We start from the raw sequence: 26,605 nt of genomic DNA, 5'->3' as shown, positions 1-26,605 counted from the left end.
ATCACCATGCGGCAGGAAGAGCAGCAGCTCAACAACGACCACCCGGAGGCCGTACGCTCCGCCCCGGTGGCGGTGCCGACCACCGAGGACGACCGGGAGCCGGGCGACGAGGTCGACACCGTCGACGAGCCGACGGATCGGGACCGGTCGGAGGCCGACCGCGGCCGCCCCTGGGACGGCCGTCCCGGCTCCGATGGCGAGCGCACCGAGTTCCACGAGCCCGGTCCGGTGCCGACCACCTTCGGCGCGACCACGGTCGGTGGCGCGGTCGCCGCGTCCGCGCTGGCCAGCCCGCGCCCCGAGGACGAGCGCGACCCGCGTGACGAGGACACCGCCCGACCTGGTGACGGCGCCGTCGACGGGGAGCGTGAGGGACGCCGGGCGGACCCGACGGCGGAGTTCGGCGGTACGGCCGACGAGGTCGACCGGACCGACCCGGTCGACGATTCCGCAGCCGATGTCGCCGACGACCGGGCTTCGGCCATCGGCGACGACCCGACGGACGACCGGCTCACCGACGACGACGTGGACGCGGCCGACAGCGACAACCGACCGACGGCGGTGACGGACGCTGACGGCACGGCGGCGGGTGGTCCCGGCTACGGGAGTGCCGCCCCCGCGATGGTCGACCCCGACACCGAGACCTCGGGCGAGGGCCCGTCCGGTTCCGGGGCGGCGGTCCCGGCCGGCGCGGCGACCCTGTTCGACGACGCGACGGCGCAGGGCTTCCGGGACCGCTGGCGCGACGTCCAGCTGCGCTTCGTGGACGATCCCCGGGCGGCGGCGGGCGAGGCGCAGTCGCTGGTGGAGGAGGCCATGGAGGCGCTGTCCGCCGCCCTTGCCGCGCACCGCGACAAGCTCGGCGGCTGGCAGGAGGCCGGCTCGTCCGACACCGAGCAGTTGCGGGTGGCCGTGCGCGAGTACCGGGACTTCCTCGACCGGGTGCTCGGCCGCTGACTCCGCGCAGCCGTACCGCCCGAGGGCGGGTGTCTCCGATCCGGGGCACCCGCCCTCGGCGTACCACCGCCAGGCATGGCCACCGGTGAGGCGGGTACGCCCAACAGGGGCCGGAGATCGCCGCGGACAGGAGGGCAGCAACGATGACGGATCGTGATCGGCAACGACCGCTGGAGGAGCGCCCCGAGGCGGCTGCGGCGGTCGACGACGACAGCACAGTGCCGCAGCTGATGACCGGAGGTGGACCCGACCGGGACAATCCGGCGTTCGCCGAACCGGACGACCGGCCCGAAGGCGGGCCGACCGACGACATCATCGCCGACCCGTACGCCGCCGGCACCGGCGCGACGGGAACCGGTACCGGCGCGGGCGGGGACAACATCCGTACCGGCGCCGAGCAGCCCTGGGAGCCGGAGGATCTGGTGATGGCCCGAGGGCAGGACCTCACCGCCGAGAACATCGAGCGGGCCCGACGCGAACTGGCCGAGACCGGACGCGCGGCGATCGAGAAGACGGTTCCCTGATCCGCCCGCGCCCCGGTGCGCCCCCACCCGGACAGCGGTAGCCGGTTGCGGCGTTGCACCGCCGCCGGGCGGGTGACGGCAACCGTGGCGCAGGCGGCGCGAGGGGCCCCTGGTCCGACCGGTGCGGTCGGACCAGGGGCCCGGGTGACCTGCCGCCGCAGCGCCTCACCTACTGTCGGCGGCGGGTATGCCTGTGCCCGTCAGGACAGCGGCGGGTAGGCGTTGCGCATCAGCTCGGAAAGCTGCGCCGGGAACCAGGCACCCGAGATCGGTGCGTCCGGCAGGGCACCGCTCATGCTGTTGCCGTTGCGCGCGTTACCGGTGTAGGTCGGGTCGCACATCCGGTCGAAGCCCTTGCCGTCGTTGTTCGGGATCTCGCGGCTGGAGCCGTCCGACTCACCCGGGGGCTTGATCCAGACGTAGGCGTCGATACCCGACTCCGGCGCGGCCTTCGGCCGCTCGCCCAGACCCGCACCGGACTGGTTGCACCAGTTGCCCTTGTGGATGCGACGGTCGATCCGGCCACCGTCCACGTAGGTGTTCACGTTGGTCGTCGGGCCGGCAGCGGTGGGCCGGTTGGGGCCACCCCAGCCGTTACGGGAGGTGTCGATAAGCATGCCGATGCTGTTGGGGAAGCCCTGCCGGACCAGTTCCTGACGGAACGCCTGGGCGAAGCTCAGCTCGTCGTTGTACTGGTTCCAGTCGATCCACTTCGACTGCCGCACGGACTGCCCGTTCACCGAGTCGGTGACCTTCGCGTACGGCTCTCGCAGCGCCGAGTAGTTCGCGGTGTTGGTGATGAAGCCGTGCACGTGGTTGACGGTGGCACCGGAGGCGCCGGCCGCCTGCCGCAGGATCTGGGCGGTCGGGGTGAAGTTGCTGTCCCAACCGAGCCAGCCGTGGTGCCCGGCGTCGATGTAGTTGTAGACGTTCGAAATCGCGCCCAGCTTGGCCAGGGCGTAGCCGACACCGTTGACGTACGCGCCGTTGGCCTTGACCGTGTCGCACATCGCGGTGCCACCGGGGTTGCCCGAGGTGTTGGTCACCAGGTTCGGCAGTGAATCGATCTCGATGATGTTGATGATCCGCAGGTTGCGGTACTTCGGGTCCGCCTGGATCGCCGCGATCGGGTCGATGTACTGCGCCTTGTACTTCGGCAGCTCGTCGGCCTTCAGTTCGCCGTTGGAGGCGAGTGCGGCGCAGTCCCGGCCAGGCAGGTTGTAGATGACGACCTGGATGTACTGCGCGTTCTGTCGCAGCGCCTCGTCCAGGTGGTCACGCAGCCCCATCGGGCCGTTGGACTGGCTGTTGTCGGTACCCTCGATCGCCGCGATCCGGTCCAGCCACACGCCGGTCGGCGTGTTCGAGATGCGGTTGCCACCGCTTACCGACTCGGCCTTGGCCTTCCACTCCGGGTTCACATACCCCCGGGCGCCTACGTACGGGTTGTCCACCTTGGTGCCGGGCGGCGTCGTCGGCGGCGTCGTGGTGGGCGGCGGCGTCGTCGGCGGCGTCGTCGTCGGCGGCGTCGTCGTCGGCGGCGTCGTCGTCGGCGGCGTGGTGGTCGGCGGCGTGCCGCCGTTACAGGTCACCCCGTTGACTGCGAACGAGGTGGGCTTGGGGTTGCTGCCGCTCCACGAGCCGTTGAAGCCGATGCTCGTGCTGGCGCCGGTGGCCAGGTTGCCGTTCCAGGACTCGCTCTGCGCGGTCACGTTCCGGCCCGACTGGCTCCACCGCGCCGACCAGCCCTGCACGAGACGCTGGTTGGCGTCGGGGAACGTGAAGCCGAGCGTCCAACTACTGATCGCGTCGCCGACGTTCCTGATGGTGATGTTGGCGGTGAACCCACCCTGCCAGTCGTTGGTCGTGTACGTCACGTCGCACTGCGTCGCCGCGTGCGCCGCGGTCACCGGTAGCGTCACCAAACCGCCCGCGACCAGCGCGCTCGCGCCGGCCAGCGCGACGGCCCGGCGTCGACCGGACAGCCTTCTCCACACATTCATGCCACTGATCTCCTTGGGCGAGACCGGATCCGCGTACGGCCCGGCACGTGGCCCGAGGGACGTCCTGCGCGGACGGCCGCCGGTGCCAACGGGATTCTTCGGGAGCGCCCGACCCGGACGGGCGTTGGTGGTGGTGCGACGACCGGCGTCGCCGGTCGGCGGCTAGGTGGTCGTCCGGCGAACCGGATGCCCTCGACACCTGCCTACGCGGTGTGGCTCTGCTCACCGCGTCCTGCGATTCTTGCATGGGAGCGCTTCCATGGCAATGGTTCGATATTTTCGAAACCCTACCGGGCAAAACCCCCAACTCCACTACAACGCGAGCGGGCCGCCCTGGCAAGCACTACGCCACCCATCCACCCAGGCACCGGACAAGCCGGCGGGTCCCGGGGCAAGCGAACCGGTAGAACCCGGCATACCGAACTAATGCCAGAACACGAATTTTCCCTGCATAAGTCATGAAACGGTCTAACGTCGGTTCTGGCTCGGTTGTTGCCGGCCGCAGGACAACAGGGATGGAGTGACACAGGTCATGGCTAAGAAGATGCTGGGGAAGGTGGTTGCGGGTGCTGCCCTCGGCAGCGCTTCCCTGCTGGTGTTCGCGCCGGGGGCCGCGTACGCCGACGGCCAAGCACAGACGGACGAGGGCAAGGTCTACGCCAAGCCGCACGCTGTCAAGGCTGGCGACGAGGTCAAGCTGGTGCAGATCTGCCCCGAGGAGCAGGAGCACCCCTTCGTCTGGTCCAAGGTCACCGGGAAGGTCAAGCTCGAACCGGCTCGGGGCGGCGACTCGCGTGGCGACCACAAGGACTGGCGCGAGGAGAACGGCGCCGCCGAAGGCGCGGACAGCGAGGGCTGGTCCGGCCACGAACGTTCGCAGCCTGCCGAAGCCGAGTCCGGCAGCGGTTGGGGCGGCGGCGCGGCTGACGCCCGCGACGACTGGAAGGGCGAGGAGCACGGCCAGGACGCCGAGGGCGGCGACGCGAAGGACCACGGCAAGAAGGACTGGAAGGGCCAGGCCGAGGAGAGCGACGCGGCCGCCGAGGAGTCCACCGGCGGCTGGTCCGGCCGGCACGAGAACGGCTCGGACTCCGCCGAGAGCGAATGGTCCGGCAAGGGCGACTGGTCCGGCGAGTCGGGCGAGAGCGACTGGTCCGGCAAGGACGACCGGTCCGGCGAGTCGGGCGAGAGCGACTGGTCCGGCAAGCGCGGCTGGGAGCACAAGAAGGACTTCGTCTACTACGGCGAGGCCCAGGTCGCCGAGGACGCCGCCCCCGGCACGTACAAGCTGGAGGGCTCCTGCGGCACGGGCGAGCTGGTCGTCCTGCCGAACGGCGGGGTCGACGGCGGTGACGGCGGCATCGCCACCGGCGCCGACCGTGGTCTGGCCGCCGCCGGGGCGAGCCTGGTCGGCGCGGCCGCCCTCGGCGGCCTCGTGCTGATGCGCCGTCGTCGGGTCGATGAGTTCGCGGCCTGACGCGACGACGAGACGGGCCGGCGGCCGCCACGGTAGACCGTGGCGTGCCGTCGGCGCCGCCGTCGTCGTCCTGCTCGCCATGATGGGTTCCGGGCTCATCGGCGCGTCGCTGAAGACCACCGACGCCGCGCGCCCACCACAGCCCGTGGCCGGTACGAGCGACCGGTCCCCCCACGGCCCGTTCGCCGAAGCCGACCTCGACGCGCGGCGGGTACCCACCGGACTCCCCCGGGCCGCGCCCACCAGGATCGACATCCCCCGCATCGGAGTCCGCGCCGGCATCATGGCGCTCGGTACCAACCCCGACGGCACCGTCCAGGTGCCGCCGCTGGACCAGGCGCTGCTCGCCGGTTGGTACGAGCCCGGCCCGAGCCCGGGTGAGCCGGGCAACTCCGTCATCGTCGGACACGTCGACTCGGCCGCGATCGGCCCCGCCGTCTTCTTCTCCCTCGGCGCCCTGCAACCCGGTGACACCGTGAGCGTCGAGCGGGCCGACGGCCGGACGGCGACCTTCCGGGTGGACTCGGTGGCCTCGTACCCGAAGGACGCCTTCCCCACCGAGCAGGTGTACGGCCCCAGCGACCGCCCGGGACTGCGGGTCGTCACCTGCGGCGGCCAGTTCGACGAGGCCACCGGCGACTACCCCGACAACGTGATCGTCTTCGCCACCCTCACCACCTGACCCCGCCGATCATGCAGTTGTGGCACCCGACGAACGCCGCGAATCCACGCGTTCGGGGTGCCACAACTGCATGATCGCGCAGGTCGGCGCGGTCAGGTGGCGGCGGAGGTGCGGACCAGGGTGCGGATCTGGCGCAGCAGCACCGACAGGGCCGCCAGGTCGGCGCGGGACTCGTCGAACTCGCCCATCGCCCGTTCGGCGCGGTGGATCGAGGTGGCGTTCGACTGCTCCCACTGCTGTACCCGCTCCTGCGGCGGCAGGTCACCCGGCGTGGAGTCCAGCACCTCCGCGGTGAGGGCGGCGAGCGCGGCGTACAGGTCGTAGCGCAACGCCATCCGCGCCAACGTCTGCCACCGGTCCTCGCGCGGCAGCAGGGAGATCTTCGACAGCAACGAGTCCACCCGGAACCGGTCGGAGAGCACGAAGTAGACCGAGGCGACCTCGCCGACGTCCCGTCCGGTGCTCGCGGCGGTCTCCACCACGTCCAGCAGGCCGAAGCTGTACATCAGTCGGGTACTGCGCTGGGCCAGCTCACGCGGCACGCCACGCTCGGTCATGGAGTCGATGTGGGCCGCGATCGACTCGCGCTCGCTGCCGTAGAAGAGTGTCTCCATCCCGGGCAGCAGCCGGGCGATCCCGTCCCGCAGTCGGGCGATCTCCGCCGGCACGTCGATCGGCGAGCGGCGGTTGGTCACCAGCCACCGGACCGCCCGGTCGAGCAGACGTCGGGTGTCCAGATAGACGTTCGTCTGCAACTCCGGATCGATCCGGTTGTCCAGCGCCTCGACCTCGTCCCACAGCTCGCGCAGTCCGAAGACCTCACGGACCACCACGTACGCCCGGATCACGTCCGCCGCCGTGGCGGCGGTCTCCTCCACCACCCGGAAGACGAAGGAGATCCCACCCCGGTTGATCGCCTCGTTGACCAGCACCGTGGTCACGATGTCGCGACGCAACCGGTGCCGCTCCATCCGGTCGGCGAACCCCTGCCGCATCGGCGTCGGGAAGTAGTTGACCAGCACCTCACCGGTCCACTCCTCGTCGGGCAGCGCGTCGGTGAGGATCTCCTTCTCCAGGGCGATCTTCACGTACGCCAACAGCACGGCGAACTCCGGCGCGGTCAGCCCGGACTCGGTGCGTACCGCCAGCTCCTCGTCCGGCGGCAGCGCCTCCAACGACCGGTCCAGCACCCCGGCGCGCTCCAGCTCCGTGATCATCCGGCGGTGCACCGGAAGCAGCGAGGTGGCCTGCGCCTGGGAGTTGTTGATCGCCCTGGCCTGGTCGTAGTTGTCCCGCAGCACCAGCTCCGCGACCTCGTCGGTCATCCGGGCGAGCAGCTCGTCCCGCTCGGGAATGGTCAGCTCGCCGTCGGCGACCGCGGTGTTCAGCAGAATCTTGATGTTCACCTCGTGGTCGGAGCAGTCCACCCCGGCCGCGTTGTCGATGAAGTCGGTGTACATCCGGCCGCCCGCCTGGGCGTACTCGATCCGGCCGTGCTGGGTGAAGCCGAGGTTGCCACCCTCGCCGACCACCCGGCAGCGCAGGCTGCGACCATCCACCCGGATCGCGTCGTTGGACTTGTCGCCGACCTGGGCGTTGGTCTCGCTGGACGCCTTGACGTAGGTGCCGATGCCGCCGTTCCAGAACAGGTCGACAGGCGCGGTGAGGATGGCCTTCATCAGCTCCTGCGGGCTCAACTGGTCGACGTCGTCGTCGAGCCCGAGCACGGCACGGACCTGTGGTGAGATCGGCACCGACTTCGCCGTACGCGGATAGATCCCACCACCGGCCGAGATCAGCTCGGCGTTGTAGTCCTCCCAGGTGGACCGGGACAGCTCGAACAGCCGCTTCCGTTCCGCGTACGAGGTGGCCGGGTCCGGGTCCGGGTCCAGGAAGATGTGCCGGTGGTCGAAGGCGGCCACCAGCCGGATGTGCTCCGACAGCAGCATGCCGTTGCCGAACACGTCACCGGACATGTCGCCGACTCCGACCACGGTGAAGTCCTGGCTCTGGGTGTCGTGCCCCATCTCCCGGAAGTGCCGCTTGACCGACTCCCACGCGCCGCGGGCGGTGATGCCCATCTTCTTGTGGTCGTAGCCGGCCGAGCCGCCGGAGGCGAAGGCGTCGCCCAGCCAGAAGTTGTGTGCCGTCGAGATCTCGTTGGCGGTATCGGAGAAGGTCGCGGTGCCCTTGTCCGCCGCCACCACCATGTACGGGTCGTCGCCGTCGTGGCGGACCACGTCGTCGGGCGGCACGATCTCACCGGCCACGATGTTGTCGGTGACGTCCAGCAGCGCCGAGACGAACTCCTGGTAGCAGGTCACCGCCTCGTCCCGGTCACCCGGCTTCTGCTTCAGCACGAAGCCGCCCTTGGCACCCACCGGCACGATGACGGCGTTCTTCACCATCTGCGCCTTGACCAGGCCGAGCACCTCGGTACGGAAGTCCTCCCGCCGGTCGGACCAGCGCAGGCCGCCGCGGGCCACCGGCCCGAACCGCAGGTGCACGCCCTCGAACCGGGGCGAGTACACGAAGATCTCGAACTTCGGTCGGGGCGGGGGCAGCTCGGGTATCGCCTGCGGATCGAGCTTGAACGCCACGTACGGCTTCGGTCGCCCACCCACCGGCCGCTGGTAGAAGCTGGTCCGCAGGGTGGCCTGGATCAACGAGAGGTACGAGCGCAGGATCCGGTCCTGGTCGAGGCTGGCCACGTCGTCGAGCGCGGTACGGATCTCGGCCACCAGCTCGGCACCACGTCGCTGGCGCTGCTCGGCGGCGACCGGGCCCGGCTCGAACCGCGCCTCGAACAACTGCACCAGCAGCGTGGCCAGGTGCGGGTACGCGATGAAGGTCGACTCCATGTAGTCCTGTGAGAAGACCGTGCCGGTCTGCCGCAGGTACTTCGCGTACGCCCGCAGCACCACCACCTGGCGCCAGGTCAGCCCGGCGAGCAGCACCAGCTCGTTGAAGCGGTCCACCTCGGCCTCGCCGCGCCACGCCGCCGCGAAGGCGTTCTCCACGTGCGGACGCACCTCGGCCAGTTCCTGGTGCCCCTCGGGCAGTCGTAGCCCGAAGTCGTACAGCCAGATCCGGCCGTCGACCCGCTCCACCTCGTAGGGGTGCTCGTCGACCACCTTCACGCCGAGCGAGTGCAGCACCGGCAGCACCGCCGAGAGCATCATCGGCTCGCCGTAGCGGTACACCTTGAACCGCACGTCCATCGACTCGTCGACGTCCGGACCCCGGCCACCGGCACGCGGCGCCAACTGCTTGCGGAACAGGTGCATCTCCAGTTGGCCGGGCTCCTCCAGCAGCTCCAGCTTGGCCAGGTCCTTCATCGCCTCGTACGGCGTGTGCCCGTCCTTGTAGCCCTCCGGGAACGCGTCGGCGTACCGGCCGAACAGGTGCTTGGCCTGCTCGTCGCCGAGCTTGCGTTCCAGCACCAGCCGGTAGTCGTCGTCCCACAACCGGGTGGCGTCGGCCAACTCCTCGGCCAGCAGGTCGGCGTCGATGTCGCCGGGCGGGCTCGTCGGGTCGGTGCGCACGATGAAGTGCACCCGCGCCAGCATCGACTCGGTCACCCGGGTGGTGTAGTCCACCCCGACACCGTTCAGCTCACGCAGCAGGATGTCCTGCATCCGCAGCCGGTTCTGGGTGGTGAACCGGTCCCGCGGCAGATAGATCAGGCAGGAGATGAACCGCCCATACGCGTCCCGGCGCAGGAAGACCCGCAACTGCCGGCGGCCGGCCATCCGCAGCACCCCGATGACCGCGTGGTACAGGTCGTCGGTCTTGATCTGGAACAGCTCGTCGCGCGGGTACGTCTCCAGGATCTGCATCAGATCCTTGCCGGAGTGGCTGCGCAGGCTCAGGCCCGACCGGTCCAGCACCTCGGCGACCTTGCGCCGGACCACCGGCAACTCCTGGACGCTGGTCCGGTACGCGGCGGTGGAGAACAGGCCCAGGAAACGGCGCTCGCCCACCACCTCGCCGTTCTCGTCGAAGATCTTGAAACCGATGTAGTCGAGGTACGCCGAACGGTGCACGGTGGCCCGCGAGTTCGCCTTGGTGATGATCAGCAGACGCTTCTCGGTGACCTTCTCGTGCGCCTCGGGCGTCATCGAGGACAGCGTCCGCGCCTCCGGCGAGTCCTGCCGCAGGATGCCCAGCCCGGTGCCGAGCACCGCCTCCAACGCCGGCCCGTCCTCGGGCGAGTTCGGCACCAGCCGGTACTCCCGGTAGCCGAGGAAGGTGAAGTGGTCGTGCGCGAGCCAGCGCAGCAGCTCGACCGAGTCGGTGATGTCCTTCTCCGGCACCGGTGGCCGGTTGTCACTGGTCCGCGCGGCGGCCAGCTCGTCGGCGAGGGCGAGGGCGCGCTGGCGCATCTTCGGCCAGTCCTCGACGGCCTCCCGCACGTCGGTCAGCACCCGTTGCAGTTCCCGGCGCAGCTTGTCCCGTTCCTCCGGGTCGCGGACCGGGTCGATCTCGATCCGCATCCAGCTCTCGACCAGGTCGCCGGAGATCGCGTCGTCCGGTTCCACGTCGGCGGCGACCTCGACCAGCCGCCCCAACGGCTCCCGACGCACCACGACCAGCGGGTGCACGAGCAGGTGGACGTCCAGATGGTGGGTGTTGAGCAGGGCGGTCACCGAATCGACCAGGAACGGCATGTCGTCGGTGACGATCTCGACGACGCTGTGGTGCTGCTCCGCGTCGGGCGAGTGGATCCGCAGCTTCAACTCGCCCGGCACCCGCTGCCGGGCCAGTTCCCGGTGCGCCCGGGCGGCGTCGAGCATCTCCTCGGCGGTGAACCCGATCAGTTCCTCGTCCGGCGCGAACCGCCAGAACCTGCCCACCAGGGTCGCCGCGTCGTGGTCGTCGCCGGCCAGCGACACGGCCTGGGCAACGAGTCGCTCGGCGTTGGGCACCGGCTCGTCGAACTCGGCGTCCTCCGCGTCGTCGGCGAGCGCCTCCGGAGGCAGCCCCAGATCGTAGAGGGTGTCGATGCTCGAACCGGTCATTCCGGTCGCACCTGTGTCTAGCCGACCGAAACCGTCCCCGTCGGTCGTCGTGTCGAAACTGTCGTCCCGGCCGGTGTCAACCTGCCGGAGGTCGGGTTCCGGTTTGATCGCCGGACGCCGGTCCATCGGTGCCACTCCCCTCGACCCACAGCGCTGTGGGTCACTCTGCCGCCAAGCCTAGGCCGACCGATCGGTTCCTCCGTCGGCGGACCACCGGCCGGACGTCCGGATCTCCGACGCCGTCCTTTCACCCGTTGCGGTACGAGGTTCGACCGGGTTCGGAGTACCCCGCCTGATGTTGTTCATCACACCGTCACGAGACCGTCTTTTCACCTGACCAGGCCCGACCGGGACAGTGGCCGGCGTTTCGGCGTACTAGCGTGCGGAGCAGCCGACCAGGAGGAAGCACCAGATGTACGTTCCGCGCCGACACCGCAGCAGTCGGTCGTCACTGACCATCGCCGCCACCTGCCTGGTGGCAGCGGCCAGCCTGGTCGCCTGTTCCGGTGAGGACGGCCCGCAGCGCACCGTCGACGCCTTCCTCGAAGGTTGGCGCGAGGGCGACCTGAACGCGGTCGGCTTCGTCGACCCGACCGGCGCGAAGATCCCCGCCGGCACCGTCGTCCAGGAGATCCGGGAGCTTTCCGGCGAACTCGTCGACGCGCCGCTCGCGCTGACCCGCCAGGGTGATCCCGAGGTGGTCCAGAACACCGCCACCGCCAGCATCCGGGCGGAGTGGACGCTACCGGGCGGGACGACCTGGGCGTACGACCGGCCGGTGCGCCTGACCCAGGGCCGCGACGACCAGTGGCAGGTCATCTGGGAGCCGCAGATCGTCCAGGAACAGCTCACCCGTGGCGACCGGCTGGGGCTGCGGCGGGACCGGGCGAGCAGGGCCACCGTGCTCGACGGTGCCGGCGAGCCGATCGTGGCGCCCCGCGACGTGGTCCGGGTGGGCTTGCGGCCCAGCGAGGTGACCGACGTCAAGGCCACGGTCCGCGAGTTGGACGCCGCGTTTCGCGCCATCCGGCCGGTGATCACCCCGCCGGTCGACCTGTCGGATCTGCCGAAGCGGCTGAAGGAGGCGAAACCGGACGCGTTCGTCGAGGTGGTCACCCTGCGCGACGAGGCGTACCGACAGATCAAGTCCCGGATCCACCCCCTGCCCGGGACGAAGTTCCCGACCGACAAGCTGGACCTCGCACCCACCCGCGAGTTCGCCAGGGCGGTGCTCGGCACCGTCGACCCCGCGTACGCCGAGGACCTCGCCAACCATCCCGACCGCTACTCCCCGGGGGACCTCGTCGGTCACGGTGGGCTGCAGGGCCGCTGGGACGAACGGTTGCGCGGCGTACCGGGTCTGGCCGTCGTCGTGAACCGGGCCGGGCCGGACGGCACCGTCGAGTCGACCGGCACCGAGGTGTTCCGCAGCGAACCCCGCCCCGGCCAGCCGGTTCGTACCACCCTCGACGTGGCCACCCAGAACGCCGCGGACCGGGCGCTGCGCGCGGAACGCCGGCGGGCCGCCCTGGTGGCCGTACGGATCACCGACGGTGCCGTGCTCGCCGCGGCCAACGGTCCCGGTGCGGCCGGGGAGAACCTGGCCTTCACCGCGCAGGTGCCACCCGGCTCGACCTTCAAGATGGTCAGCGCGTTCGGGCTGATCGAGCGAGGCGCGGTCACCCCCGACACCACCGTCGCCTGCCCGAAGCGGTTCGTCGTGGACGGGCGTTCCTTCAAGAACTCCGACGACTTCGCCCTCGGCGAGGTGCCGTTCCGCACCGACTTCGCCAAGTCGTGCAACACCGCCTTCGCCGCGCTCGCCCCCCAACTGGGCGCGGACGGTCTGGCCGCCGCCGGACGCACCCTGGGTCTGGAAGGCGAGTGGGGCGACCTGGGCCTCGACGCGTTCACCGGCAAGGTCTCGGCGAACGGCGGCGCCACCGAACAGGCCGCCGCGGCGATCGGCCAGGGCACCACTGTGGTCAGCCCGCTGGCCATGGCGGCGGCGACCGCGGCGGTGGCCCGGGGCAGGTTCCTGCCACCGCAGCTGCTCGTGGACCCCGCGCCGGAACGGGCCGCCGAGCCAGGGCCACAGTTGAAGCCCGAGGCGGTCACGGCCGTCCAGGACATGATGCGCGAGGTGGTCACCAGCGGCTCCGGCACCGCCCTGCGGGACGTCCCGGGTGAGCCGGTGCACGGCAAGACCGGCACCGCCGAGTACGACGACAACCCGGAGAACACCCACGCCTGGTTCGTCGGCTGGCAGGACGACGTCGCGTTCGCCGTCTTCGTCGAGAAGGGCGGCTCGGGCAGCGGCACCGCGGTACCGATCGCCGAGCGCTTCCTCCGTGCCCTGGCCGACTGAGCGGCTGAGAGCGCGCCGGCCGGCGACGGTCGTGCGGGGTCAGGCGGCCGGCCCGCCGGTGGCGGTCGCCGGACGAGTGGTCTCCGTCGAGACACCTGAGCCGCCCAGGTCGTCATCGGCGAGGTCATAGTCAGCCGGGCCACCGTCGGCCACGTCTGCGCCGCTCGCGGCCCCGTCGTGGACCTGACCGTGGTCGACCGGTGCCGGTGAGTCCGGTGGTCCGAACTGATCGGTGCTCCGGCGCGGGCCGGGAGTGGGAGTGGAAGCAGGCGTCCGCTCGGCACGCAGCCGGGAGGGCGCCGAGCCGGGGGCGGTCACCGGGCGCAGGCCGGACACCACGGTGTTGACGATCTCCGCGGCGTACGCGCCGTCCGGGTCGTAGTCGGGGTCGAAGACGGTCAGCTCGACACCGAGGCAGTGTGGGGTGTCGACCAGACCGGCGAGCAGGATCTCCAGCTCGGCGAAGGCGATGCCACCCGGGTCGGGCGCGTCGACCGCCGGCATCACGGCGGGGTCGAGCACGTCCACGTCGACGTGCACCCAGTAGCCGGCGCAGTCGGCCAGTTGCTCGTGCGCCCACTGGGCGGTACGCGCCGCACCCTCGGCGCGCAGCGCCGGCACCGGTCGGGTGATGATCCCGGCGGCCTGCAGGTCGAGCCGGTACTCGTCCTGGGCACGGATGCCGAGCACCACCACGTCGACGTCCCGGAAGTAGGGTCGCCGTCCCTCGATGCCCGCCAGGTCGGCCTGGCCCCGACCGGTGACCAGAGCGAGATCCTCACCCGCCGCCGCACCCACGTACGACGCGTTCCCGGGGTGCCGGAAGTCGGAGTGGCCGTCGACGAAGACCAGCCCGATCCGGCCACCCACCGCCTCGCCGAGGCGGTGCATGGCCAGCGCCGAGCCGAGCAGGATCGAGCAGTCGCCGCCGAGGACCACGGGGAACTCGCCCCGGTCGATGATCGCGCCGATCCGGTCGGCCAGTGCCGCCGAGTAGTCGGCGATCTCCCGCGCGTGGCAGACGCCGTCGCCGGGTCGCCAGTCACCGGCGTCGTAGCGGGGCGGGGTCAGGCAACCCGCGTCGCGGGCCCGCAACCGGGGCAGCAGCCCCTGGTCCCGGAGCGCACCGGGCGCCTTCCCGCAGCCCGGAACGGAGGTGGGCGTGGGCGGGCGCAGGCCGAGGTTGCTCGGCGCGTCGAGGACGGCGATCCGGCGCAATATGGGCTCCCGTCCTCTCGGTGTGGAGGCGGGCCGGCGACACGCCGGCCCGCGCTGGCGTGGCAGGTACTCAGAACAGGGCGCTGGCCAGCGCCCGGCGGGCCGAGGCGACGGCAGGGTCGTCCGGCCCGGCGATGGCGAACAGGCCGACCAGGTGCTGGCGTACCTTCTCCCGGTCGTCACCACCGGTGCGGCGGACCAATCCGACCAGGCGCTGGTACGCCTGATCGGCAAGACCGCTGAGCACCTCGATGTCGGCGGCGAGCAGTTGGGCGTCGACGTCGTCGGGTTTGGCCGCCGCGGCGGTGAGCGCGGCCTGCGGATCGGCGCCGGCCACCCGGCGGGCGAGCCCCACCTGGGCCAGCCCGGCCTCGGCGGCGGCGTCCGCCGGGGTCTCGGCGAGGATCTTCCGGTACGCCTGCTCGGCGGCGTCCAGGTCGCCACTCATCAGCGCGTCGTCCGCCTCGTCGAGCCGTGGATCCTCCGGCTCGGCCACGCTCACCCCGCCGGCCTTGAGTACGGCCTGGAGCCACTGGCGCAGCTGTGCCTCGGGCACCACGCCGGAGAAGGCGTCGACGGGCTGCCCGCCGACCACCGCGTACACCATCGGAATGCCCTGGACCCGGAACATCTGCGCGAGCCTCGGGTTGGCATCCACGTCGACCTTGGCGAGCACCCAGGCGCCGCCACCCTCCACCGCCAGCCGCTCCAGCACCGGGGAGAGCTGCTTGCAGGGCTGACACCACTCGGCCCAGAAGTCGATCACGACGGGTGTGGTCAGCGAGCGCTCCAGGACCTCGGACTGGAAGGTCGCCTCGGTCACGTCGATGACGGTGACCCCGCCGACGGCGCCGCCGGGTGCCCCGGCGGGCGGGCCGGCCTGGACCGGAGCCGGTGTGGAACTGGGGGCAGGGGTGCGCAGCGCGCTGAGGTCGACCGCGCCGCGGGTGAAGATCGACGAGGTGATCCGTGGGTCGCTCATGGTTATCTAGTCTCGCACGCAGTCCGCCGAACTCGGATCAGCCTCGGCCCGCGCAGTTGCCACTGTCACCCCTGCCCAGCCGCCCTGGTGGGCCGAAGGTCAGAACCGTGCGGGCTCGCGGTAAACGCCCCATTCGGCCCGAAGCGCGTCGCAGATCTCGCCGAGAGTCGCCTCCGCCCGGACGGCGTCGAGCATCGCCGGGATCATGTTCCCCCCGGTACGGCTCACCGCCACCATCGCCTCGACCGCGGCACGTACCCGGGAATCGTCCCGACCGCGCTTGCGTTCGGCCAGCGTCCGGCGCTGTTCCAACTCCACCTCGTGCGAGATGCGCAGGATCTCCAGCTCCTTGGCGACCGTCCCGGTGTGGCAGTTGACGCCGACGATCTTCTTGTCACCCTTCTCCAGCGCCTGCTGGTACGCGAACGCGGCCTCGGCGATCTGTCCGGTGAACCAGCCGTCCTCGATGCCCCGCAGGATCCCGGAGGTCATCGGCCCGATCTGGTGCGGTCCGTCGCCACCGAGCGCGCGGATCCGGGCGAAGATCTCCTCCGCCTCGGCCTCGATCCGGTCGGTGAGCGCCTCGACGTACCAGGAGCCGCCCAGCGGGTCGGCCACGTTGGTCACCCCGATCTCCTCCATCAGCACCTGCTGGGTACGCAGGGCGATCTCGGCGGAGGAGTCGGTGGGCAGGGCGAGGGTCTCGTCCAGGGCGTTGGTGTGCAGCGAGTTGGTGCCACCGAGCACCGCGGCGAGCGCCTCGACGGCGGTGCGTACCACGTTGTTGACCGGCTGCTGCGCGGTCAGCGACACGCCGGCGGTCTGGGTGTGGAAACGCAGCCAGAGCGCCTTCTCGCTGGTGGCGCCGTAGACGTCACGCAGCCAGCGGGCCCAGATCCGGCGGGCGGCCCGGAACTTGGCGATCTCCTCGAAGAAGTCGACGTGCGAGTCGAAGAAGAAGCTCAGGCCGGGGGCGAAGACGTTGACGTCGAGCCCGCGCGACAGCCCCAGCTCGACGTAGCCGAAGCCGTCGGCCAACGTGTACGCCAGCTCCTGCGCGGCCGTCGAGCCGGCCTCCCGGATGTGGTACCCGGAGACCGACAGCGGCTTGTAGCGCGGGATCTCGGCCGCGCAGTACTCCATCAGGTCGCCGATCAGGCGCAGGTGCGGCTCCGGGTCGAACAGCCACTCCTTCTGCGCGATGTACTCCTTGAAGATGTCGGTCTGCAACGTCCCGTCGAGGCTCGACAGGTCGGCGCCCTGCCGCTCGGCGGCGACCAGGTACATGCAGAACACCGGCACCGCCGGGCCGGAGATGGTCATGCTCGTGGTGACCCCGGCCAGGTCGATGCCGTCGAAGAGCACCTCCATGTCGGCGGCGCTGTCCACCGCCACCCCGCAGTGGCCCACCTCGCCGAGCGACTGCGGGTCGTCGGAGTCGCGCCCCATCAGGGTGGGCATGTCGAAGGCGACCGAGAGCCCGCCGCCGCCGGCGCCCAGGATCATCTTGTAGCGCTCGTTGGTCTGCCGGGCGTTGCCGAACCCGGCGAACTGGCGGATGGTCCAGGTCCGCCCCCGGTAGCCGGTCGGGTGCAGGCCCCGGGTGTAGGGGAACTCCCCGGGCCAGCCGATCCGCTCGAAGCCCGGGTACGCGACGCCCTCGGGCGGGCCGTAGACCGGCTCGACAGGCATTCCGGAGAGCGTGGTGAAGTCGGCGTCCCGCTTGCGCGCGGAGTCGTAGCGGGCCTGCCAGCGGGCCCGCCCGGCCGCGATGTCGTCGGCGTTCATCTCCGGGCTCCTCCTCGAGTCCTCGACTGCGATCGAGTGTAGAGCCCCTACCTGAACGATCGATAAGGTAGTTCGTACCGGCCGGTAACCTGAGCTGCCCGAACTCAGCCGGCGGGACCGTCGATGGCCACGTCGTCGACCCGGATGTTGATCTCGTCGACCCGCAGCCCGTACGCCTCGACCGCCCGGGTCACCTCGACCCGCACCGCGGTGGTCACCTCGGGCACCGGATGCCCGGCGTCGGTCACGATCACCAGGTTGATCACGGCACCGCCGTTCGTCACGTGCGCCGAACACCCCCGCCGGGCGTCGCCGACCTGGTCGAGCCCGACCCGGTCCAGCACCGCGTTGAAGAACCGGGCGATGTCGCCACCCAGCTCCACCACGCCCGGCACCGCCTTCGCCGCGGCCACCGCGATCTTCTCCACCACCTCGTCCGAGATGTGGGTACGCCCGCCCGCGACCGCGTCCGGCGTCATCGCCAACTCCTGCGTCATCTCGTGATCCATAAGTCCCCCAGCGGCCGTCGCGGCATCCGCGCAACCGCGCGGCGGTGCGAGCCTAACCGTCTCCGGCGGTCCGCAGTGGACTCGGTCATCCGGAGAGCTGAGCGAGCAACGCCTCGGCCGCCGCGTACGGATCGGTGGCACCGGACGCCACCTCGGCGGCGAGCGCGGGCAGCTGCGTACCGTCGCGCAGCGAACCGATCCGGGCGCGGAGCACGCCCAGCGCGATCGCCTCGACCTCGGCGGCGGCCCGCGCCTCGCGCCGCCGCCGCAGCTCGTCGTGCTCGACCAGCCAGGCGCGGTGCTTGTCGATCGCGGCGGCCACGTCGTCGATGCCCTCACCGCGCGCGGCGATCGTCCGCACCACCTGCGGACGCCACTGACCCGGCGCGCGCTCGCCGAGGGCAATCATGCCCTGGATGTCGCGGACCGTGGCGTCGGCGCCGTCCCGGTCGGCCTTGTTGACCACGAAGACATCGGCGATCTCCAGGATGCCGGCCTTCACCGCCTGGATCGCGTCGCCCATCCCGGGCGCGAGCAGCACCAGCGTGGTGTCGGCCAGGGAGGCCACCTCGACCTCCGCCTGCCCGACGCCGACGGTCTCCACGAGCACCACGTCGCAGCCGGCGCCCTCCAGGACCCGCACCGCCTGCGGGGTGGCCGCCGAGAGCCCACCGAGATGCCCCCGGCTGGACATCGAGCGGATGTAGACGCCGGGGTCGGTGGCATGGTCCTGCATCCGCACCCGGTCACCGAGGATCGCACCGCCGGTGAACGGGCTGGACGGGTCGATGGCCAGCACCCCCACCCGGTGACCGTGGGCCCGTAGGGCCCGGACCAACTCGTTCGTGGTGGTGGACTTGCCCACCCCTGGCGAGCCGGTCAGGCCGACCACCTGGGCCCGTCCGGTGTACGGGGCGAGCGCCGCGGCGATTGCCGGCACGGTGTCGTCGCCCGACTCGACCAGGGTGATCAGCCGGGCGACCGCCCGGGGGTCACCGTCGCGGGCCCGTTCGACGAGCATCGGTACGTCCCGGCTGCGGCGCACCGAGCCGGTGGCCGCCGTCGGGACGCGGGTGTTCGACTCGCTCACAGATCGGTTTCGCTGGGGTCGGGAACGTGGATGATGAGCGCGTCGCCCTGGCCCCCGCCGCCGCACAGCGCGGCCGCGCCGGTGCCGCCGCCACGCCGCTTGAGTTCCAGCGCGAGGGTCAGCACGAGCCGGGCGCCGGACATGCCGATCGGGTGGCCGAGCGCGATCGCGCCGCCGTTGACGTTGACCTTGTCCGGGCTGACGCCGAGGTCGCGGATCGACTGGATGCCGACCTGGGCAAACGCCTCGTTGATCTCGATCAGGTCGAGGTCGGAGACGGCCAGGCCACCCTTCCGCAGGGCGTGCTGGATGGCGTTGGACGGCTGCGAGTGCAGGGAGTTGTCCGGACCCGCCACGTTGCCGTGCGCGCCCACCTCGGCCAGCCAGGGCAGGCCCAGCTCCTTGGCCTTCGCCTTGCTCATCACCACCACGGCGGCGGCGCCGTCGGAGATCGGCGAGGAACTGCCGGCGGTGATGGTGCCGTCGGAGGCGAACGCCGGACGGAGCTTGGCCAGGGACTCCGCGGTGGTGTCCGGCCGGATGCCCTCGTCCTCGCTGATCACCAGCGGGTCACCCTTGCGCTGCGGGATGACCACCGGGGTGATCTCCTCGGCGAAGTGGCCGTTCTTCTGGGCGGCGGCGGCACGCTGGTGGCTGCCGGCCGCGAACTCGTCCTGCTCCTGGCGGGTGATGCTGCGGGCGCCGCCGTGCCGCTCGGTGGACGCACCCATCGAGCAGCAGTCCCAGGCGTCGGTCAGCCCGTCGAGCGCCATGTGGTCCTTGATCACCACGTCGCCGTACTTGTAGCCGGCACGCTGACCGAGCAGCAGGTGCGGGGCGTTGGTCATCGACTCCATGCCGCCGGCCACCACGATGTCGAACTCGCCGGCCCGGATCAACTGGTCGGCAAGGGCGATCGCGTCGAGGCCGGAGAGGCAGACCTTGTTGATCGTCAGGGCCGGTACGGACATCGGGATGCCGGCCTCGACGGCCGCCTGCCGGGCGGGGATCTGCCCGGTGCCGGCCTGGAGCACCTGACCCATGATCACGTACTGCACCTGGTCGGGTGCGACTCCCGCCCGTTCGAGCGCGGCGGAGATGGCGATGCCGCCGAGTTTGGTCGCCGGTAGGTCCTTGAGGTTGCCCAGCAGGCGCCCCATCGGGGTCCGCGCGCCGCTGACGATCACCGAAGCCATACCTGCCTCCGAGGGGATGCCGCACTGTACGCCTTAACGAATGTTCGGCCAGACTAACGTCATGCCTGAGAACTCCCCCGCCGAGCCCGCTGCCGACTATGTCACAGACATCGGGCTGCGCCGCATCGACCATGTCGGGATCGCGGTGCCCGACCTCGACGTCGCCATCGACTTCTACCAGCGCACCTTCGGAATGCGCTGCGTGCACACCGAGACCAACACCGAGCAGGGTGTCCGGGAGGCGATGTTGACGGTCGGGCCGAGTGCCGAGGGCGGTTGCGTGCAACTGCTCGCACCGCTGACCCCGCAGTCGACGATCGCGAAGTTCCTGGACCGCAACGGCCCGGGCGTTCAGCAGGTGGCGTACACCGTGGCCGACATCGACGCGGCCTGCGCGGCGCTGCGCGAGCGTGGCGTACGGCTGCTCTACGAGACCCCGAAGCGCGGCACCGCCGACTCCCGGATCAACTTCGTGCACCCGAAGGACGCCGGCGGCGTGCTGATCGAACTGGTGCAACCGGCCGCGTCCCACTGACCCGACCCGCGCCCACCCGACCTGACAAGCCGCGAGCCCGGAGGTGTGCGCTTGCCCGGGCAGGCATGCACCTCCGCGCAGTGGCCGATGCACTTTCTCACAGGAGGCTTTCCAGCCTTAGCTACCGTTCAGTAACCTCCGGCCTCACAGGTAGCCCGATGGCGCGGTATGTGGCGGCGGCCGACATGGTGACGGCCGCCGAACGGCGTCGACGATGGCAGCCCAGGCCCGCCGCTGGCGCGGCGAGAACCGGAGGTCACCGTGCAGGAGATTCTCGAAGCCATCATGGCCGCGGACGGGTCGGCCGACCCGGCGCGCGAGTTGGCCGGCGTCGCCGGGCTGCCGGTACCGGAGAGCTACCGGGGCGTGGTCGTCCGGGCCGAGGAGACCGGGATATTCGACGGCATGGCCACCCGGGACAAGGACCCCCGCAAGGCTCTGCACCTACAGGAGGTGCCGACGCCGGAACTCGGCCCGGGGGAGGCACTTGTCGCGGTGATGGCCAGCGCCATCAACTACAACACCGTCTGGACCAGCATCTTCGAGCCGCTGTCCACCTTCAGGTTTCTCACCCGCTACGGCCGCACCTCGGAGCTGGCCCGTCGGCACGACCTGCCGTACCACGTGGTCGGTTCCGACGCGGCGGGGGTGGTGCTCCGGGTCGGTGCCGGGGTGAGCCGCTGGCGTCCGGGCGACGAGGTGGTGGCCCACTGCCTGTCGGTCGAGCTGGAGGACGCGGCCGGCCACGACGACACGATGCTCGACCCGCAGCAGCGGATCTGGGGGTTCGAGACCAACTTCGGTGGCCTGGCCGAGCTGGCCGTGGTCAAGGCCAACCAGCTGATGCCCAAGCCGGCGCACCTGAGCTGGGAGGAGGCGGCCAGCCCCGGGCTGGTCAACTCGACCGCGTACCGGCAGTTGGTGTCACACCACGGCGCGAACATGAAGCAGGGCGACGTGGTGCTGATCTGGGGCGCCTCGGGCGGCCTGGGCGGCTACGCCACCCAGCTGGCGCTCAACGGCGGCGCCATCCCGGTCTGTGTCGTCTCCTCTCCGGAGAAGGCGGAGCTGTGTCGACGGATGGGCGCCGAGCTGGTCATCGACCGCTCCGCCGAGGGCTTCCGGTTCTGGTCGGACGAGGAGACCCAGAACCCGGACGAGTGGCGCCGCTTCGGCGAGCGGATCCGGGAACTCACCGGCGGCGAGGACCCGGACATCGTCTTCGAGCACCCGGGCCGGGAGACCTTCGGTGCCAGCGTCTACGTCGCCAAGCGCGGTGGCACCGTCGTCACCTGCGCCTCCACCAGTGGCTTCCTGCACCAGTACGACAACCGCTACCTGTGGATGCACCTGAAGCGGATCGTGGGCAGTCACTTCGCCAACTACCGCGAGGCGTGGGAGGCCAACCGGCTGGTGGCGCTGGGAAGGATCCACCCCACCGTGTCCAGGACGTACCCGCTGGAGCGGACCGGCCAGGCCGCTTACGAGGTGCACCGCAACGCCCACCAGGGCAAGGTCGGTGTGCGCTGTCTGGCCCCTGCGGACGGACTCGGTGTCCGCGACCCCGAGCTACGCGCCCGCCACGTCGAGGCCATCAACCGGTTCCGTGGGCGCTGACCTGACGGCCGAGGTGCCGGTGGCCATTCGGTGATCGCCGATTGGCTTTACACACGGGCGGCCTGAGGCCCATTCGTGTGAGAGAGCGACGCGGAAACAAAGGGGCCGTGCGCGATCCCGCCACGGTCCTTTTCCACGTCACGCTCCGTACCATCCGGCTCGCCCCGGAGCTGGCAAGATCGCCTGTCGCCCGGGTGGTCGATCACCGCCCGGAGTTGACCATGTAATGCGGACGGCAAAGGGCGGCACGCTCTTGCGAAGCACCCCAGGGGGTCTGCCAGTATGTCCCAATGCCCCAGCAGCAGTCCTCCCCTCTCGCGTTCTTCGATAACGCGAACTCGCAGCCAGATTTCACGGTTGGCCTGCGCGGATACAACACCGGTCAGGTCGACGACTTCATCGGCCGGCTCAACGCCGCGCTGAGCCAGGCCAACAAGGACCGCGCCGACGCCGAGCAGGCGCTCAACGACGCGCAGCGCCGGCTCCGGCAGTCCGAGCAGCGGCTCACCGCCCTTGAGCAGAAGCTCACCGACACCAGCAAGCAGCTGGAGGAGAACAGCCGGCCCACGCTGTCCGGCCTCGGCACCCGTGTCGAGCAGATCCTCCGGCTCGCCGAGGAGCAGGCCAACGACCACCGCAACGAGGCCAAGCGCGAGTCGGAGGGCATCCTCTCCGCCGCCCGCCTCGAGGCGCGGGAGATCACCGACAAGGCGCGTGCCGAGGCCGCGGCCATGAAGGCGACCGCCGAGCGGGAGGCGGGCAACGTCCGGACCGCCGCCGAGCGCGAGGCCGCCGAGGTGCGCGTCCAGGCCCGACGCGAGGCCGACACGCTGCGCGCCGACGCGGATCGGGAGACCAAGCAGCTGCGTACGGTGACCGCCCACGAGGTCGCCGAGCTGAAGTCCACCGTGGAGCGCGAGGTCGCCACCCTGCGGGCCACCGCCGAGCGCGAGATCACCCAGCAGCGGGCCAAGGCCGCCCGCGAGGCCGAGGAGAAGCGCGCCGAGGCGACCAAGCTGCTCACCGACGCCCGCGACAAGCGCGACAAGGATCTCCAGGCCCTGGAGCTGCAGCTCGCGGAGCGCCGGGAGAAGGCCGAGCGCGAGGAGTCGGAGCGGCACGCCGCCCAGGTCGCGCAGACCCAGAAGCTGGTCAACGAGGCCGAGCAGCGGGCCCGCGCCGCGCAGGACCGGGCCAAGGAGATCGAGCAGCGCGCCGAGGCCCGCCGGGTCGAGTCGGAGCGCAACGCCACCGAGACGGTGGAGAAGGCCAAGGCCCTGGCCGAGCGGACGCTCAACGAGGCGCGCGCCGAGTCGCAGCGGTTGCTCAGCGAGGCCCGCACCGAGGCCGAGCTGACCACCCAGGCGGCCAGCCGCGAGGTCGAGGACCTGACCCGGCAGAAGGACGCCGTCACCGCCCAGCTCGTCCAGATCCGCTCCAGCCTCGCCGGCCTCGCCGGTCTGGTGCCGGGTGTGGCCGACGCGGTGGTCGCCAAGGTCGAGGCCACGAAGGCGGAGGACACCAAGGCGGAGGGCTCCGAGAAGCCCGTCGCCGCCGAGTCGGCCAGCTGAGCCGCCTCCCGTACCGGGGCATGATTTACGGCGTGAGGTAACACCGGGACACCGGTGGCACCTCACGCCGTCATGCGTCCCACACCCGCTGCGATCCGTGTGAAGTACCTCCAATCCACGGCGTCCGTATCGCCCCAGGAGGGCCCGATGCGTGTGAGGATGGGAGCATGTCGCACGGCGAGGAACTGTTCGCGCTCGGCGGGGACGTGACCACGGAGCCCAGCTTCGAGTCCGCCCTGCGGGGGTACGAGAAACGACAGGTCGACCGATACGTCGCTCGTGCGGAGCACGAGATCGCCGCGCTCGCGGCCGAACGGGAACAGGCGTACACCCAGATCCACAAGCTGGCCGGTCAGGTCGAGGTGCTGCAACGCGACCTGGCCCAGCTGCGCAAGCATGCGCCGGTCGTCGACCGGGCCGCCTTCCGGCATCTCGGCCCCCGGGTGGAGCAGATCCTCACGCTGGCCGAGGAGCAGGCCGAGGACATCCTCTCCGCCGCCAACGAGGAGATCGAGGCCCGCCGCGCCGCCGCCGAGCACATCATCGAGGAGGCCCGCGTCTCGGCGGCCACCGCGCTCAAGGACTTCGAGATCGCCCTGGCCGCCCGCCGGGCCGAGGAGGAGCGGCAGGCCACCGCTCGCCGGGCCGAGTCGGAAGCCGCCGCGAAGTCGGCGAAGGAGGAGGCCGCCCGGCTGCGCAAGGCCGCCCAGGAATCCCTGGACCGGGCCCAGCAGGAGGCCACCCAGCTCCGGGACGCGGCCAAGGAGATCCACAGTCGGGCCCAGCAGGAGGCGACCAAGCTGCGCGACGCGGCCCGCGAGGCGCTCGCCACCGCCCAGCAGGAGGCCACCCAGCTGCGCGACGCCGCCAAGGAGGTGCACGCGAACGCCCAGCAGGAGGCGCGACGGCTGGTCGACCAGGCCACCGAGGCGGGCCGGGCCACCCATGCCAAGGCCCAACAGGAGGCCAAGCAGATCATCGACGACGCCGCCGAGGCCGGCCGGGCCGCCCGTGACAAGGCCCGCAAGGAGGCCGAGCGGCTGAGCACCCAGGCGACCGAGGCGGCCAAGCGCACCCGCGCCGAGACCGAGGCGTACGCCCAGCGGATGCGCGGCGAGACCGAGGCGTACGTGCAGCACGCCCGGGCGCAGGCGCAGCAGGAGCTGGGCGCCTGGCGGGCCGGGGTGGAGCAGGAGGTGAACAGCCGCCGCGAGGCGGCCGACAGGGAGCTGACCGAGCGCAAGGCCACCGTCGAACGCGAGTTCACCGCCCGCCGCGATCAGCTCGAGAAGCAGTACAAGACCCGCAACGCCGAGCTGGACGAGCGGATCCGCACCCGTACCGCCGAGCTGGAGTCCGGCTTCGAGGCCCGGCGATCCCAGCTGGAGTCCGAGTACACCGCGCGGAAGAACGAGATCGAGCAGGGCGCCGACCAGATCCGCCAGGCCGCCGAGCAGGAGGCCGCCACGGTCCGAGGGCAGGCCGAGGAGCAGGCCGGCGAGCTGCTGCGCCAGGCGGAGACCGAGACGTCCGCGAAGCGACGCGAGGCCGACGAGTACGTCGCCACCGTCCGACGCGACGCCGACGAGTACGCCGACACCACCCGGCGGGAGGCCGACGAGCACGTCACCGCCGTGCGGCGCGAGGCGGACGAGCACGTCGCGGCGTCCCGCCGCCAGTTCGAGGAGTACGCGGCCACCACGCAGCAGCACCTGGCCACCACCCAGCAGCACCTCGCTGCCACCCAGCAGGAGGCGGCGGCCAGCCGGCAGCAGCTCGCCCAGGTGATGTTGGAGATCGCCAAGGCCCAGCAGCAGCTCGCCGACCTGCGCCAGGAGACGTGGAAGTCCCGGCAGGAGTCCGACGAGCTGGAGCGCAAGCTGCTCGGCCTGCGGCTCCAGGCCACCTCGGCTCCCGCCGCGTCGGCCGCGCCTGCGGTGGCAGCTTCGGCCACGAACGGGGCACGCCCCGTCGGCGTCTCAGCGAACGGTGCTCGACCCTCCGGCGACGATGCCCCGGCGGCGGGCGGCCGGACCGGTGACCGTCCGGGCGAGGACGATGCCCGGCCGGCGACGAAGCCGGTGGCGGAGCCGGTCACCACTGTGGAGGATCCCGCCCCGACCCGCCCGGCGGCCGAGCCGACGAGCGCCGACGGCGGCACGGCGAGCGAAGGGTTGGACGGCGAGCCGACGGTGGCTGCGGTTCCCGGCGAGGGCGGCCGAGGTGCCACCCCGACGAAGATCACCAGCACCGGCGAGAACGGTAAGCGCCCCACCAAGCCGACCACCGACGAGCGCACCGCCAAGCCCAGCAAGGTCACCTCCGACTGACGCCTCGTAGGCGGCACCGGCTCGCTCGCGGCTGGCTCCCCCGGTGCGGTGACAGCCGTCCTGGCAGTGACCAGCCTGTCCCCGCACGGGATGCTGATGGTGTCCCCGCCTGTCGAGCTGAGAGCGTGAACGCATCGCCCCTCCCACCGACCACCTTCAGCCGCGCCACCACCACACCCGTGACCCGCAACGCCCCGCAGCCCACCCAGCGGCGATCATGCAGTTGTGGCGGTTACAAAGCGTTCTACTGAGGACAAATCACCTGCCACAACTGCATGATCGGCGTGTGGGTGGGGGGTGGTGGCGGGGTCTGGTCCAGGCGAGGAAGCGGGCGAAGAGGGCCTGCGGCGCGGGGGCGTCGTACGGGTTGAGGTGATAGAGGTCGCGCATGGCCTCGTACATCAGGCCGGCGAGGTAGACGGACAGACCGGTCGGGTTGTGTTCGTACTCCGCCCGCAGCACCAGTCGCGCCTCCCCGCAGGGCCAGGGCTGCCCGTCGGTACGGCAGCACCAGGTCGGCCGCAACGGCGTGTGTGGCGGTCGACCTGGTCGGACCGCGCGCTCAGGTGACACAGCAAGCTCCGCAAGGACGGCTCCCGGGTGCGTCTGTCGCTGCCCTGGCGACGACAGACGCACCCGGAGCGGGTTCGGTAGGGCCGCCCGCAGGGGGATTGCGGGCGGCCCCCGCCTGAACCCGTCCGCGCCCTCCGGGCAACGAACGAATCCGGCATGGCTGA

General features: G+C 71.2%; 18 protein-coding genes. 9 read left to right on the top strand and 9 right to left on the bottom strand.

The window, feature by feature from the left end:
• Positions 1-6 precede the first annotated feature (6 nt).
• A complete protein-coding gene (locus O3597_RS02565) occupies positions 7-957 on the top strand; it encodes a hypothetical protein (RefSeq protein WP_281603159.1) in 951 nt (316 codons plus the stop codon).
• A 143-nt stretch (positions 958-1,100) separates the two neighbouring features.
• Positions 1,101-1,481, top strand: a complete 381-nt coding sequence (locus O3597_RS02560; RefSeq protein WP_164447604.1) for a hypothetical protein — start codon at positions 1,101-1,103, stop codon at positions 1,479-1,481.
• Positions 1,482-1,681: 200 nt separating this feature from the next.
• Here the strand turns inward: O3597_RS02560 and O3597_RS02555 are convergent, their stop codons facing one another.
• The gene (locus O3597_RS02555; protein ID WP_164447605.1) at positions 1,682-3,484 is read right to left on the bottom strand and encodes a glycoside hydrolase family 6 protein; all 1,803 of its coding nucleotides are present in this window, start codon (positions 3,482-3,484) and stop codon (positions 1,682-1,684) included.
• 532 nt (positions 3,485-4,016) lie between these two features.
• On the opposite strand from O3597_RS02555, the gene O3597_RS02550 reads away from it, so the two are divergent.
• Entirely contained in the window at positions 4,017-4,961 is a 945-nt protein-coding gene (locus O3597_RS02550) for a hypothetical protein (protein WP_281603158.1), read from the top strand.
• On the top strand, positions 4,945-5,643 hold the full coding sequence (locus O3597_RS02545; RefSeq protein WP_281603157.1) for a class F sortase: 699 nt from the start codon (positions 4,945-4,947) through the stop codon (positions 5,641-5,643). The genes O3597_RS02550 and O3597_RS02545 overlap by 17 nt, the downstream gene beginning before the upstream one ends.
• A gap of 92 nt (positions 5,644-5,735) precedes the next feature.
• On the opposite strand, the gene O3597_RS02540 is transcribed toward O3597_RS02545, so the two are convergent.
• Positions 5,736-10,790, bottom strand: a complete 5,055-nt coding sequence (locus O3597_RS02540) for an NAD-glutamate dehydrogenase (protein ID WP_281603156.1) — start codon at positions 10,788-10,790, stop codon at positions 5,736-5,738.
• 286 nt (positions 10,791-11,076) lie between these two features.
• On the opposite strand from O3597_RS02540, the gene O3597_RS02535 reads away from it, so the two are divergent.
• Positions 11,077-13,032 carry a penicillin-binding transpeptidase domain-containing protein gene (locus O3597_RS02535; protein WP_281603155.1) on the top strand — a complete coding sequence of 652 codons (1,956 nt, stop codon included), beginning with the start codon at positions 11,077-11,079 and terminating at the stop codon, positions 13,030-13,032.
• 39 nt (positions 13,033-13,071) lie between these two features.
• Here O3597_RS02535 and O3597_RS02530 read toward each other — a convergent pair whose 3' ends face one another.
• The 6 genes from O3597_RS02530 to O3597_RS02505 all read right to left on the bottom strand — a co-directional run bounded on the left by O3597_RS02530 (position 13,072) and on the right by O3597_RS02505 (position 19,815).
• Positions 13,072-14,253: an arginase family protein gene (locus O3597_RS02530; RefSeq protein WP_164447917.1), complete on the bottom strand. Its 1,182-nt coding sequence runs from the start codon at positions 14,251-14,253 to the stop codon at positions 13,072-13,074.
• Positions 14,254-14,320: 67 nt separating this feature from the next.
• Positions 14,321-15,232 (bottom strand): tetratricopeptide repeat protein, encoded by a 912-nt coding sequence (locus tag O3597_RS02525; protein WP_281603154.1) that lies wholly within the window; start codon positions 15,230-15,232, stop codon positions 14,321-14,323.
• A gap of 99 nt (positions 15,233-15,331) precedes the next feature.
• The gene (locus tag O3597_RS02520; RefSeq protein ID WP_164447611.1) at positions 15,332-17,020 is read right to left on the bottom strand and encodes a methylmalonyl-CoA mutase family protein; all 1,689 of its coding nucleotides are present in this window, start codon (positions 17,018-17,020) and stop codon (positions 15,332-15,334) included.
• A gap of 104 nt (positions 17,021-17,124) precedes the next feature.
• Positions 17,125-17,517: an Asp23/Gls24 family envelope stress response protein gene (locus O3597_RS02515; RefSeq protein WP_281603153.1), complete on the bottom strand. Its 393-nt coding sequence runs from the start codon at positions 17,515-17,517 to the stop codon at positions 17,125-17,127.
• A gap of 97 nt (positions 17,518-17,614) precedes the next feature.
• Positions 17,615-18,550, bottom strand: a complete 936-nt coding sequence (gene meaB, locus O3597_RS02510; protein ID WP_281604452.1) for a methylmalonyl Co-A mutase-associated GTPase MeaB — start codon at positions 18,548-18,550, stop codon at positions 17,615-17,617.
• A 65-nt stretch (positions 18,551-18,615) separates the two neighbouring features.
• On the bottom strand, positions 18,616-19,815 hold the full coding sequence (locus tag O3597_RS02505; protein ID WP_281603152.1) for an acetyl-CoA C-acetyltransferase: 1,200 nt from the start codon (positions 19,813-19,815) through the stop codon (positions 18,616-18,618).
• Between the two features lie 61 nt (positions 19,816-19,876).
• Between O3597_RS02505 and mce the strand changes: the two genes are divergently transcribed.
• The 4 genes from mce to O3597_RS02485 all read left to right on the top strand — a co-directional run bounded on the left by mce (position 19,877) and on the right by O3597_RS02485 (position 25,868).
• On the top strand, positions 19,877-20,350 hold the full coding sequence (gene mce, locus O3597_RS02500) for a methylmalonyl-CoA epimerase (protein ID WP_164447615.1): 474 nt from the start codon (positions 19,877-19,879) through the stop codon (positions 20,348-20,350).
• A gap of 261 nt (positions 20,351-20,611) precedes the next feature.
• Positions 20,612-21,967 (top strand): crotonyl-CoA carboxylase/reductase, encoded by a 1,356-nt coding sequence (ccrA, locus tag O3597_RS02495; protein ID WP_281603151.1) that lies wholly within the window; start codon positions 20,612-20,614, stop codon positions 21,965-21,967.
• A 290-nt stretch (positions 21,968-22,257) separates the two neighbouring features.
• Positions 22,258-23,538: a DivIVA domain-containing protein gene (locus O3597_RS02490; protein ID WP_164447617.1), complete on the top strand. Its 1,281-nt coding sequence runs from the start codon at positions 22,258-22,260 to the stop codon at positions 23,536-23,538.
• Between the two features lie 167 nt (positions 23,539-23,705).
• Positions 23,706-25,868 (top strand): hypothetical protein, encoded by a 2,163-nt coding sequence (locus tag O3597_RS02485; protein ID WP_281603150.1) that lies wholly within the window; start codon positions 23,706-23,708, stop codon positions 25,866-25,868.
• A 258-nt stretch (positions 25,869-26,126) separates the two neighbouring features.
• Here the strand turns inward: O3597_RS02485 and O3597_RS02480 are convergent, their stop codons facing one another.
• Entirely contained in the window at positions 26,127-26,441 is a 315-nt protein-coding gene (locus tag O3597_RS02480; RefSeq protein ID WP_281603149.1) for a hypothetical protein, read from the bottom strand.
• Positions 26,442-26,605 lie beyond the last annotated feature (164 nt).

Source organism: Verrucosispora sp. WMMA2044 (assembly GCF_027497155.1).
In the GTDB taxonomy this organism is placed as follows: domain Bacteria; phylum Actinomycetota; class Actinomycetes; order Mycobacteriales; family Micromonosporaceae; genus Micromonospora; species Micromonospora palythoicola.
Note: the sequence above shows the minus strand (reverse complement) of the source record. Positions and strands in the feature narration are given on the sequence as shown.